The sequence below is a fragment of the Actinoplanes sp. NBC_00393 genome (assembly GCF_036053395.1).
GTDB lineage: Bacteria > Actinomycetota > Actinomycetes > Mycobacteriales > Micromonosporaceae > Actinoplanes.
Genome location: NZ_CP107942.1, coordinates 9,160,998 through 9,172,759, shown reverse-complemented (window position 1 = coordinate 9,172,759; position 11,762 = coordinate 9,160,998). Strand labels below are relative to the sequence as shown.

Here is an 11,762-nt window from a genome sequence, read left to right as displayed (position 1 = left end):
GTAGCCGACTTTCGCTCAAACGTCATGCTCGGGAAGTGCGCTTTCGAGCATCGCCTGTGATCGGAACGATAGCTCATCCTCGCTTGCCCCGTACGGGTGGGTGACGATCGATTCGCAGTCCTGGCGTACCGTCGGCTACGGCGCCCCACCTGGAGGAAAGATGAGTGAGCCGCACCAGCCGCCCAAGCCACCGGAGTTCACCCCGGGCCAGGCCACTCCCCCGCCGTATGAGCCGGAGCCGGAGTACCCGCCGACCTCGCAGTTCCCGCCGGTCAACTATGCCCCGCCGGGATACACGCCGGACTACGGTCAGCAGCCTCCCGGCCAGGGCCAATACCCTCCACCGCCGTGGCCGGGATACGGCGCCCCACCGCCCCCGCCACCGCCGCGCCGGAGCAACAAGCCGATCATCGCGGTGATCGTCGCCGTCTCGCTGCTGCTCTGCGGTGGCGTGGTCACCGCCGGCGTGCTGCTGGTCCAGCGGGCCACCCAGGAGGTGCAGGAGGCGACCGCCGACGTGCTGCCCACCGAGGCGCCGGCTCTGCCCACCGATCTGCCCGAGCTTCCGACCGATTTGCCCAATCTTCCGGGCCTCGACGAGGGCGCGGAAATCACCGTGACGTATGAGGTGACCGGCGACGGTCCGGCGAACATCATCTACGCCGAACAGTTGGGGAGCACCCCCAAGGTGGTCGAAAACGTCGACCTGCCGTGGAAGGTGACCACCAAGATGAAGGGCGCCGCGTTCGTCTCGGTCACCGCGACCCGCGGCGCGGACGGTGACGGATCCATCGAGTGCCGGGCCACGGTCGACGACGAAGAGGTCGCCACGAACAGCGCGGCGGGCGGCTGGGCCACCACGACCTGCAACAAGCTGATCTTCAAATGACCGATCCCCTGGTCGCGCGGATGCGGCCGTTCGGCACCACGATCTTCACGGAGATGTCGGCGCTCGCCGTGCGTACCGGTGCGGTGAATCTCGGTCAGGGCTTCCCGGACTCGGACGGCCCCGCCGAGATGCTGGCTGCGGCCGCCGAGGCGCTGGCCTCCGGCGCCAATCAGTACCCTCCGCTCGCCGGCATCCCCGCGCTGCGCCACGCGATCACCGCGCACGAGCAGCGGTTCTGGGGACTGAGCCGGGACCCGGACACCGAGGTCGCCGTGACCGCGGGCGCCACCGAGGCGATCGCCGCCACGATCCTGGCGCTCTGCGAGACCGGCGACGAGGTGGTCTGCTTCGAGCCGTACTACGACTCGTACGCGGCCTCGATCACCCTGGCCGGAGCGGTCCGCAGGCCGGTCACCCTGCGTCCCGGCGCCGACGGCCGGTACGGGTTCGACGAGGCGGAGCTGCGCGCGGTGTTCGGTCCGCGTACCCGGTTGGTGCTGCTCAACTCACCGCACAACCCGACCGGCAAGGTCTTCACCCCGGACGAGCTGGCCCTGATCGCGGCCCTCTGCCAGGAGCACGACGCCTACGCGGTGACCGACGAGGTCTACGAGCATCTGGTCTTCTCCGACGCCGCCTCCCCGCACGTCCCGCTGGCCGGTCTTCCCGGCATGCGCGAGCGCACCCTGCGCATCTCCTCGGCCGGCAAGACCTTCTCCTGCACCGGGTGGAAGGTCGGCTGGGCCACCGGACCGGCGTCGCTGCTCTCCGCGATGCTGCGGGTCAAGCAGTTCCTGACGTTCGTGAACGCGTCACCGCTGCAGCCCGCGGTCGCCGTGGCCCTGGGCCTGCCGGACTCCTACTTCTCCGGTTTCGCCGCCGGACTCCAGGAGCGCCGGGACCGTCTCGTGTCCGGGCTCACCGACGCCGGGCTGGCCGTGCTGCCGTCTGAGGGCACCTACTTCGTGACCGCCGACATCCGCCCGCTGGGCGGTACCGACGGCATCGAGTTCTGCCGGCAGCTGCCGGAGCGCTGCGGCGTCGTGGCGGTGCCGACCCAGGTCTTCTACGACCATCAGGACGCGGGCCGGCACCTCATCCGATTCGCCTTCTGCAAGCGCGCCGAGGTGATCGACGAGGCAGTTCAGCGACTCAAGACGCTCAGCTGATCAGGCCGGGCTGGCCGCCGACACCTCGGCGGCGATCCGCTCGGCCACCTCGCGCGCCTTGTCCTCGGTGGCGGCCTCGACCATCACCCGGACCAGCGGCTCGGTGCCGGACGGGCGCAGCAGCACCCGGCCGGTCTCGCCCAGCTCGTTCTCGGCCAGGGCGACCGCGGCCTGCACGGTCGGGGCGGCCGCGCCGGCCTCCCGGTCGCCGACCTTCACGTTGATCAGGACCTGCGGCAGCTTGTGCACCACGGCGGCCAGGTCGGCCAGCGACTTGCCGGAGGCAGCGACCTGGGCCATCAGGTGCAGGCCGGTCAGCACGCCGTCGCCGGTGGTGGCGAAGGCCGGCATCACGATGTGCCCGCTCTGCTCGCCGCCGAGCGCCAGCCCGTCGTTCTGCAGCTCCTCCAGCACGTACCGGTCGCCGACCTTGGTCTCGACCAGCTTGATGCCGGCCTGCTTCATCGCGATCCGCAGCCCGAGGTTGCTCATCACGGTGGCGACCAGCGTGTCGTCGGTGAGCGTGCCGTTGTCGCGCATCGCCAGCGCCAGGATCGCCATGATCTGGTCGCCGTCGACGACCTCGCCGGAGGCGGTGACCGCCAGGCAGCGGTCGGCGTCGCCGTCGTGGGCGATGCCGAGGTCGGCGCCCTCCCGCAGCACGGCCTCACGCACCTTGTCAAGGTGCGTCGAACCGCACTCATCGTTGATGTTCAGCCCGTCCGGCTCGGCGTGGATCGCGATGACCTCGGCGCCGGCCTCCCGGTACGCCACCGGGCCGGCCTCACTGGCCGCGCCGTTCGCGCAGTCCACCACGACCTTGATTCCGTCCAGGGGGTGCGGGATCGAGTCGACCAGGTGCTTGATGTAGTGCTCGGCGCCGTCCAGCAGGTCGTGGACCCGGCCGATCGCGGCCCCGGTCGGCCGGCCGACCAGACCGTGCCCGTCCTCGACGGCCTGCTCGATCCGCTCCTCCAGCTCGTCCGGCAGCTTGGTGCCACCGGCGGCGAAGAGCTTGATCCCATTGTCCGGCATGGGGTTGTGCGAGGCGGACAGCATCACGCCGAGGTCGGCGTTGGTCTGCCCGACGAGGTAGGCGACCGCCGGGGTGGGCAGCACGCCGACCCGTACCACGTTGGCGCCGGCACTGGTCAGACCCGCGACGACCGCGGCTTCCAGCATCTCGCCGCTGGCCCGGGGGTCACGCCCCACGATGGCGAGCGGCTGGTGGCTGCCGTCGGTCTCGACCAGGACCCGTGCGGCCGCGACCGCGACCTTCAGGGCCAGTTCGGGGGTGAGCAGTTCGCCGTTCGCAAGACCACGAACGCCGTCAGTGCCGAAGAGTCGCCCCATGGCGGCTTCCTTTCGCCGGTAACACGCTGGGCTCAAGCCTGCAACAGGATGCCGCAGGTCCAGGAGTACCGGAACGGCTAGTTGGGGAGGGATGAAAACGGCGACGGCCGAGCACGCCTCCAAAAGCAGGAGGTGGGCTCGACCGTCGGTCGAAAACGGCGCAAAAATCAGCGCTTCGAGTACTGCGGAGCCTTACGGGCCTTCTTGAGACCGTACTTCTTGCTCTCCTTGACCCGGGCGTCACGGGTCAGGAAGCCGGCCTTCTTCAGGGCGGGGCGGTCGTCCGGCTCGTTCACGATCAGAGCGCGAGCGATGGCGAGACGCAGGGCGCCGGCCTGGCCGGTGATGCCGCCACCACGGAGGTTCGCGATGACGTCGTACTGCTCGGTGCGCTCGGCGGTCACCAGCGGCTCACGGATCAGCTGCTGGTTCACCTTGCTCGGGAAGTAGTTCTCGAGGTCGCGACCGTTGCAGGTGATCTTGCCGGTGCCGGGGACGAGACGGACCCGGACGATGGCCTCCTTGCGGCGGCCCACGGTCTGGACGGGACGGTCACCGGGACGCGGGGCGCGGACCGGGGCCGGCGCGGGAGCCTCGACGACGACAACCGTCTCAGCGGGCTCCTCGACAGTCTCGACGGTCTCGACGACCTCGGGCTCGACGATGTCGGTCATGCTGCTGCCTTCTCCCGCGCTCACTGCGCGATCTGCTTGATTTCGAACGGCTGCGGCTGCTGGGCGGCGTGCGGGTGCTCAGCGCCGGGGTAGACCTTCAGCTTCTTGATGATCTGCCGGGCGAGCTTGTTGTGCGGAAGCATGCCCTTGACGGCCAGCTCGATCGCCTTCTCGGGGCGCTTGGACAGCAGCTCCTCGTAGCCGACCTGCTTCAGACCACCCGGGTAGCCGGAGTGGCGGTAGGCGACCTTGGTCTGACGCTTGTTACCGGTCAGCGCGACCTTACCCGCGTTGATGATGACCACGAAGTCGCCGGTGTCGACGTGCGGGGCGAACGTGGGCTTGTGCTTGCCACGCAGCAGGTTCGCGGTGTGGGTGGCCAGGCGGCCCAGAACGACGTCAGAAGCGTCGATAATGTGCCACTGACGCTCGATCTCACCCGGCTTCGGGCTGTACGTACGCACAGAATTACCTTGTCTCGTCGTCGGTCTGGGGGCGCGCACTGGTCGCATCAAGCCGATGCGTCAAGCGACCCCACATAGGGACCACTCGCAAATGCACAACAGCAGGCAACAATACCCGGCTGCGCGGCGAGTGGTCAAAACAGGCGCAGATCAGGGCACCAACGAACCGGCGAGCATCCTGGTTGCAGACACTCAGCCCTGGCGGAACCCCAAACGAGGCAAGCATACTCCGCCCTGACGGCGCACCCGAAGCGGGTGCCGGAACCCACTCTGCCTGACGTAGCAGGCTTGAAACAAACGGGACGCTCTACCGAAATTCACCCCCGGCACGCTTCGAGGCATGTCCAACGGTGCGGACCTTCCAACGATGCGGACCCGGATTGGCCGATGCCGCCCTCGCTGGCGCACCATGGAGAGACCACCGTCAGGGTTGAGGACGGACCTGACGGTGTCCGCCGAGCCGGTTCGCCGGTTCGGTGAGGAGAAGTCGCGGCGTGTCCCGGACGGAGGCACGGCGAAGAACGCAGGCGTGACATGGGAGCGGGTCGACGCCGAGGACGGCGGGCTTCGAGCGTGCCCTTCGGTGGACCGTTCGGCCACGCCGCGACTTCTCGGCCCGGGATCGGGTCTTCGCCAACCGGGTTTGGGATGACGGACCGGACCCCGGGCGCCCGCCGGGCGGCGCTGACCGAGGCCGCCCTGGCGGAGCCCACGGCGTCCCTATCCGGCTACACGATCGGTGTCACCGCCGACCGCCGCAAGGACGAGCTCGCCATCCTTCTCGAGGCCCGTGGCGCGCGGGTGGTGCTGGCCCCGGCGCTGCGCATCGTCCCGATCTCCGACGACGCCGAACTGCGTGCCGCCACCCGGGCCTGCCTCGACACCCCACCGGACATCGTGCTGGTCAACACCGGGATCGGCATGCGCGGCTGGCTCGAGGCGGCGGACGGCTGGGGGCTGGGGGAACCGCTGCGGGCGGTGCTGTCCCGGGCGTACCTCGTAGCTCGTGGCCCCAAGGCCCGCGCCGCGGTCCGCACCGCCGGCCTGCAGGATCAGTGGTCTCCCGACGGCGAAGGCTTCGAGGAGGTCGTCGAGCATCTGACCGCCCGGGGCCTCGACGGTCTCACCGTGGCGATGCAGCTGCACGGGGAGAGCCAGCCGGAGTACACGGAGGCTCTGCAGTCCGCGGGCGCCCGGGTGATCGAGCTTCCGGTCTACCGCTGGGCGCCGCCGACCGATCCGGCCCCGCTGCACCGGCTCGTCGACCTGATCATCGGCAGGCTGGTGGATGCAGTGACGTTCACCTCAGCTGCTGCCGTGCACGCGGTGCTGCGGGCCGCCGGCACCGGAACCGATGCGCTCCTCGACGCCTTCCGCAAGGACGTGCTCGCCGCGTGCGTGGGCCCGGTCACTGCAGCGCCGCTGCGCCTGCATGACGTACCGGTCTCCGCACCGGGACGCGCCCGGCTCAGCGCGCTGGTCCGCACCATCGTGGACGAGCTGCCCAAACGCGCCGTCACGCTGCAGGTCTCCGGCCACTCGCTGACCCTGCGCGGCCATGCCGCAATCGTGGACGGCGAGCTGCGCCCCCTGGCGCCGGCCCCGATGGCCGTCCTGCGTGCCCTGGCCGAGTCACCGGGCCGAGTACTCTCCCGCGCCGCGCTGCTCCAGGCCCTCCCCCGCGGCGCCGACGAGCACGCGGTCGAGATGGCGGTCGCCCGCCTCCGAGCCGGCCTGGCCATCTCCGGCGTGGTCCAGACGGTGGTCAAGCGGGGCTACCGCATTCCGGCTTAGACCGTGCGTCAGTTGGGGTTGTTGCTGGCCAACAGGCCGAGCCGGTCGGCGCGGCGGTAGCAGATCAGAGCGCAGGCTAGGCGCAGGAATCCGAGGTAGTGCATACCGATGCGTTCGTAGCGGCGGACCAGCCGGCGGAAGCGGGTCAGCCATTCCAGGCAGCGTTCGATGACGTAGCGGTGCCGGCCGAGGCGTTTCGAGGACTCGATGCCCTTGCGGGCGATCCCGAGGATGATGTTGCGGGCACGCAGCAGTTCGCGGCAGCCGGGAAGTCGTAGCCCTTGTCTGCGTGCAGCTTGGCCGGCCTCTTGCGCGGACGCCCGATCGGCTGGCGGACCGGTCGAACGCCGTCGACCATGTCCTGCAGCATCCGGTGGTCATTGAGGTTCGCGGCGGAGATCTCCACATGTAAGGGCGGACCGCCGCGCTCACCGATCGCGAGGATCTTGCTGCCGGGTTTGCCCCGGTCAACCGAAGCGATCATCACCCCGACCTGCGCCCCCTCGGCGAACCGGCGATGCCAGATGCCACAACGCGTCCGGGCAGCACTTCTCCACGTCACCGACGCACGGTCAACGAACGACCTTGCGCTTCAACGCCCCCAAAGACACACGGCCTTAAGACCATTCCGGGTACGCGCGAACCCGTCCCGCCGAATTTTCGCCGTCCCCCACTACGACGCGATCACCAGCCCACTCCCGGCCCCACCGCGACCGCCGGGAAATACCAGATGGCCAGCTGACCCCCACGGCTGCTTCCCGCGCTGCGAAGCAGCGCTGACGGTCAGCCAGCCAACCCAGCTGTCACCCAGCGCTGCCTCCAGCGCGCGGAAGCAACCCTGACGGTCAGCCCAACAAACCCGGCTGTCACCCAGCGCTGCCTCCGGCGGGCGGAAGCAACCGTGGCGGTCAGCCCGACTAACCCGGCTGTCAGCGAGCGCTGTTTCGGCGCTGCGAAGCAGCGCTGGGTGGCAGCTGGGGGCGTGCTGTTTCCCGGCGGGCGCGGTGGGGCCTTGAGTGGCTGGTGCTCGCGTCGTAGTGGGGGACGGCGAAAATCGGCGGGACGGGTTCACGCGTACCGGGAAGGGGGTTGATCTTGGTTAGCCGACCGGGGTGGGGTGGCCCTTCTCGTGCTCGGCGACGAGCGTGGCCATCGCGTGTTCGACCACGCCGATCAGCACCGCCTTGACCGAGTCGCGGTGCCGGGCGTCGCACATGACCAGCGGGACCCGGGCCGGGATGGCGAGGGCCTCGCGGACCTCCTCCGGTTCGTAGCGTGGGGCGCTGTCGAAGCAGTTGACCGCGACCAGGTACGGCAGGTGCCGGTTCTCGAAGTAGTCCAGCGGTGCGAACGCGTCGGTGAGCCGCCGGGTGTCGACGAGCACCGCCGCACCGACCGCGCCCCGGATGAGTTCGTCCCACATGAACCAGAACCGGGTCTGACCTGGGGTGCCGAACAGGTACAGGATGAGGTCGTCGGCCATGGTGATCCGGCCGAAGTCCATCGCGACCGTGGTGCTGCCCTTGCCTGGCACCTTCGACGAGTCGTCGATCCCGGCGCCGGCCACGGTCATCACGGCCTCGGTGGTCAGCGGTTCGATCTCGGAGACCGCCCCGACCAGGGTCGTCTTGCCGACGCCGAAGCCACCGGCGACGACGATCTTCGCGGAAGTGATCTCTGTCGGGTGCGTCCCCGTACGCATCCCGACCGGCTCAGAGCTTGCGAAGTCCACTCAACACCCTTCCCAGCAGATCCATCCGCTCCGTGAACCCGGTCTTGGGAGCGGCACTGTGCAGCTGTAACAGCCCGTCGGCCACCATGTCGGCGACGAGCACCCGAGTAACCCCCAGCGGTAACCGGGTGAGTGCTGCGAGTTCGGCGAGCGATTGGGCCTTCGGCTCACACAGCACGGCGATGCGGTACTTGTCATGTCCGGCGAACCGCGCTTCCTGAACGGCTGCCGAGGTCGCGATGAGGACCGCCTCGATCGGGATGTCCCTGATCGGTTCGGTCCGGCCGCGCGTGACCGCGTACGGCCGCACCAGGTTGCCCCGGGGATCGTGCGGCTCTGTCATGTCGCGGTCACCTCGTCTCCGCCAGAGTCTCGGCCCCGGCGTCTAGTGGCTGACGGCCTCACGCGCCGCCGGCGACAAAGCCGCGCCGACGCGTTCCACCAGCAGGGCCATCTCGTAGCCGACCTGGCCGACGTCGCAACTGCGCGCCGCCAGCACGGCCATCGAGGAACCGTCGCTGATGGACATCAGGAAAAGATAGCCGCTGTCCATTTCGATGATGGTCTGTTGCACCTTTCCCGCGCTGAACATTCGCGACGCGCCGTCGGTGAGACTGACCACGCCTGAGGTGATGGCGGCCAGCTGATCCGCACGGTCGCCGGGCAGATCGCGGGACGAGGCCAGCAGGATCCCGTCCGCTGAAACGGCCACGACGTGTGCGATGCCGGCGACGCTGTCGGCGAAGTTGCTGAGCAGCCAGCCCATGTCATGCATGGTGGGGGGCCTGGTCACTGTTCGCTCTCCTTAGGAACCTGTGGTGCCGCCGCGGCGACATCGGCAACGCCGTCCGTCCGCCCGCGTTGCACCCCTCGGTGGTACGCGGACAACAATCCACGAACCTCGTCGGGACTGCGACGGTTCTGCGCCCGCTGTGGCGACTGCACCCCGCCGGGTACGAGCTGCGCCTGCGGGACTCGTTTCGGTAGCCCGGATCGTGTGGTTCCCCCGTCGGCGGGCATGGCCGCGGCCATCGCCCGGTGCCAGCCCTCGTCGGCGGCCGTCTTCCACCGGTCGTCGGCGGTCGAGCCGGCCTTCGGAACCTCCCGGCCGATCCGCCGGGTGTCCTCCCCCACCGGTGGTCGGGGTGCCGCCGGCGGGCTGGACACGGGTGGGCTGGAGATCGGTGGGCTCGACACCGGCGGGCTGGAGACCTGGACTGCCGGCGCCGGCCCGGGCGGTGGCGCGTACCCGGCGGTCGGCATGCCGTGCTGATCGGCCGGGTCACCGGCGAACCAGCTGTGCTGCATCTCCACCTGGATGGGCGCCATCTGCGACGGCACCTGCGCGGCCACTTCCGGCAGCGACGGCAGTGCCGCGACCGCCGCACCCCAGCCCGGTGACGTCACACCGGCCGGCGTGGTGACTCCGGCCGGCGCCGCGAACCCGGCGGACGCGGCTGCCGGGACCGGCACCTCGACCGTCTTGGGGCTGCGCGACGGCAGTGGCGGCCGATCCGGGGTGGGGCGCAGGTCCAGTTCGGACGGCGGTGCGGTGGGCTGGCGCGGCGGGCGGAAAGCCGGTTCGGCCGGTGCCGGCGCGGACCGGATCGGCGGGCGGGACTCCGGGATCCGCGGCGTGCTGATGGACGCCGGCGGCGGTGGTCCGGGGCGGGTCCAGCTCGCTGCGCGTACCGGTGCGGCGGGCACGCCGGGCATCACCACGATGTCGGCGGGCAGGCTGATCTCGGCGACAGTGCCACCGTCGTAGCCGGGTCGCAGCTCGACCCCGATGCCGTGCCGGGCGGCCAGCCGCGCGATCACCGCGAAGCCCATCAGCCGGAACGCCGTGACGTCCACCTCGGACGGTTCGGCGAGCCGCCGGTTGATCTGTTCCCTCTGCTCGGCGGAGACACCCAACCCGTGGTCCTCGACCTGCACCACGACGTGATCGCCGGTCCGGCCGCCGTGCGCCACCACCACGGTGTTCGGCGGGGAGAACCGGGTGGCGTTGTCGAGCAGCTCCGCGATGAGCCGGACCACGTCGTTGACCGCCGCCGCGCCGATCAGGATGTCGGTGTCGATCGAGCCGAACTCGATCCGGTGGTAGAGCTCCACCTCGGACTGTGCGGCCCGCAGCGCGTCGACCAGCAGCGCGTCCTCCCGGCGCGGGGCGCCGACCTCGGCACCGGCCAGCACCAGCAGGTTCTCATCGTTGCGGCGCATCCGGGTGGCGAGGTGGTCCAGCTCGAAGAGGCGGGCGAGCCGCTTCGGGTCCTCCTCCATCCGCTCGATCTGGTCCAGCTCGCCGATCATCCGGTCGACCAGGGACTGGCTGCGCCGGGCCAGGCTGAGGAACATCGTCGAGACGCTGGTCCGCAGCGCGGCCTGCTCGGCGGCGACCCGGATGGCCTCCCGGTGCACCATGTTGAACGCCTCGGCGACCTGGCCGAACTCGTCGGCCTCGGTGACCGGGATCGGGTCCCGGGTCTGCGCGATGATCCGGTCGACACCGCCCTCGCCGAGGTTGTCCGCGTCCTGCAGCCGGTGCACCGCGTCGGGCAGGTCGCGGTTGGCCACTGCGAGGGCGCCCTCGCGCAGGCGGCGTACCGACAGGTGCAGCGAGCGGCCCAGGTAGAACGCCATCGCCACGGCGGCGATCAGGATCAGCAGCACCACGACGAACTCGAGGGTGGCCTGCTGCGTACGGCGCTTGCTCGCGTCCTCGGCGGCGGCCACCGCCTGCGCGTCGAGCTGCCGCTCCACACCGCGGAACAGCTCGATGACGTCGGTGAAGGAGTTGATGATGTCGACCGGCGCCACCGCGGCCGGGCCGGCCAGCCGGGCCGCGAGGCCGTCGGCGCCGGCCAGCGTGTCGTCACTGAGCGTCGAGTCGACCAGGGAGATCTGCTGTGCCGTCGCGAGGGTGCGGAAGTCGTTGAGCGCGTCGGTCCGTACGGCCTGGATCGCGTAGAGGGCGCGGAGCTGATCCGGGCCGGCGTCGCCGCTCACCCGGGCCACGTAGGTCAGCGCCGCCTGTTCGGCCGCGGCGGCCTCAGCCTTGGTGAACGCGGCCAGGGCACGCAGGTTGTCGGAGACCTCGCCGGGTTCGGCGACCTGGCTGACCGCGGTCTCGTAGCCGGACAGGCTGGTGAGGGCCTTGGTGTAGCGCTGCGCGGCGTCGGCCACGCCGACACCCTTGCGCTCGCCGATGCCGGCGCGGGTCTGAGGCAGGGCGGTCAGTTCCTGATCGATCCGGGTCAGCCGGTCGGTAACCGGGGCCGGCACTTCGGTGATCGCGGCCCGGTTCTCCCGGAAGACCTGCACCTGCGCGTCCACCGACTTGACCGACTCGCGGAACTCGGTGGCGGCGGCATCCGGCGAACCCAGGTACGCCAGCGCGGCCATCCGCTCGTCGTGCAGCAGCCGGGTCAGGTTGGACAGGTCGGTGCCGAGCTCGGCCATGTCGGCCACCCGGCCCGCGTCGCCGGCCCGCTCACCCACGTCGACCAGGCGCACGGCGGCCAGCCCCAGCACTGCCGCCAGAGGCAGGAACAGCAGGCCGGCGAGCTTGGCCCGGATCCGCGCGTCCCGAAGGCGCGGGAAGCCACCACGTCGCGCAGCCAGGGTCGAGGATCCCGTGCTCACGACAACTCCTTCACGGTCAGCCGGCTCGCCGGAGGCTGCGGT

At 70.4% G+C, this 11,762-nt stretch carries 11 protein-coding genes; 3 read left to right on the top strand and 8 right to left on the bottom strand.

Features of this window, described 5'->3' with window-relative positions; translation table 11 throughout:
• Positions 1-100: 100 nt before the first annotated feature.
• Positions 101-889 (top strand): MmpS family transport accessory protein, encoded by a 789-nt coding sequence (locus tag OHA21_RS42540; RefSeq protein WP_328465046.1) that lies wholly within the window; start codon positions 101-103, stop codon positions 887-889.
• Positions 886-2,058, top strand: coding sequence for a pyridoxal phosphate-dependent aminotransferase (locus tag OHA21_RS42535; protein WP_328465045.1), 1,173 nt, complete (start codon positions 886-888; stop codon positions 2,056-2,058). The genes OHA21_RS42540 and OHA21_RS42535 overlap by 4 nt, the downstream gene beginning before the upstream one ends.
• Here the strand turns inward: OHA21_RS42535 and glmM are convergent, their stop codons facing one another.
• The 3 genes from glmM to rplM form a co-directional block, all read right to left on the bottom strand.
• The gene (gene glmM / locus OHA21_RS42530; RefSeq protein WP_328465043.1) at positions 2,059-3,411 is read right to left on the bottom strand and encodes a phosphoglucosamine mutase; all 1,353 of its coding nucleotides are present in this window, start codon (positions 3,409-3,411) and stop codon (positions 2,059-2,061) included.
• A gap of 167 nt (positions 3,412-3,578) precedes the next feature.
• Positions 3,579-4,085 carry a 30S ribosomal protein S9 gene (gene rpsI, locus OHA21_RS42525; RefSeq protein WP_328465041.1) on the bottom strand — a complete coding sequence of 169 codons (507 nt, stop codon included), beginning with the start codon at positions 4,083-4,085 and terminating at the stop codon, positions 3,579-3,581.
• Between the two features lie 20 nt (positions 4,086-4,105).
• On the bottom strand, positions 4,106-4,549 hold the full coding sequence (gene rplM / locus OHA21_RS42520) for a 50S ribosomal protein L13 (RefSeq protein ID WP_328465039.1): 444 nt from the start codon (positions 4,547-4,549) through the stop codon (positions 4,106-4,108).
• A gap of 648 nt (positions 4,550-5,197) precedes the next feature.
• Here rplM and OHA21_RS42515 point away from each other — a divergent pair.
• Positions 5,198-6,343, top strand: a complete 1,146-nt coding sequence (locus tag OHA21_RS42515; protein ID WP_328465037.1) for a uroporphyrinogen-III synthase — start codon at positions 5,198-5,200, stop codon at positions 6,341-6,343.
• A gap of 145 nt (positions 6,344-6,488) precedes the next feature.
• On the opposite strand, the gene OHA21_RS42510 is transcribed toward OHA21_RS42515, so the two are convergent.
• The 5 genes from OHA21_RS42510 to OHA21_RS42490 all read right to left on the bottom strand — a co-directional run bounded on the left by OHA21_RS42510 (position 6,489) and on the right by OHA21_RS42490 (position 11,720).
• Positions 6,489-6,827 carry a transposase gene (locus tag OHA21_RS42510; RefSeq protein WP_328465035.1) on the bottom strand — a complete coding sequence of 113 codons (339 nt, stop codon included), beginning with the start codon at positions 6,825-6,827 and terminating at the stop codon, positions 6,489-6,491.
• A gap of 615 nt (positions 6,828-7,442) precedes the next feature.
• The gene (locus tag OHA21_RS42505; RefSeq protein WP_328478896.1) at positions 7,443-8,045 is read right to left on the bottom strand and encodes a GTP-binding protein; all 603 of its coding nucleotides are present in this window, start codon (positions 8,043-8,045) and stop codon (positions 7,443-7,445) included.
• Positions 8,046-8,055: 10 nt separating this feature from the next.
• Complete coding sequence (locus OHA21_RS42500) at positions 8,056-8,418, bottom strand: DUF742 domain-containing protein (protein WP_328465033.1); 363 nt, start codon at positions 8,416-8,418, stop codon at positions 8,056-8,058.
• A 42-nt stretch (positions 8,419-8,460) separates the two neighbouring features.
• Positions 8,461-8,868, bottom strand: coding sequence for a roadblock/LC7 domain-containing protein (locus OHA21_RS42495; RefSeq protein ID WP_328465031.1), 408 nt, complete (start codon positions 8,866-8,868; stop codon positions 8,461-8,463).
• On the bottom strand, positions 8,865-11,720 hold the full coding sequence (locus OHA21_RS42490; protein ID WP_328465029.1) for a sensor histidine kinase: 2,856 nt from the start codon (positions 11,718-11,720) through the stop codon (positions 8,865-8,867). The genes OHA21_RS42495 and OHA21_RS42490 overlap by 4 nt, the downstream gene beginning before the upstream one ends.
• Positions 11,721-11,762 lie beyond the last annotated feature (42 nt).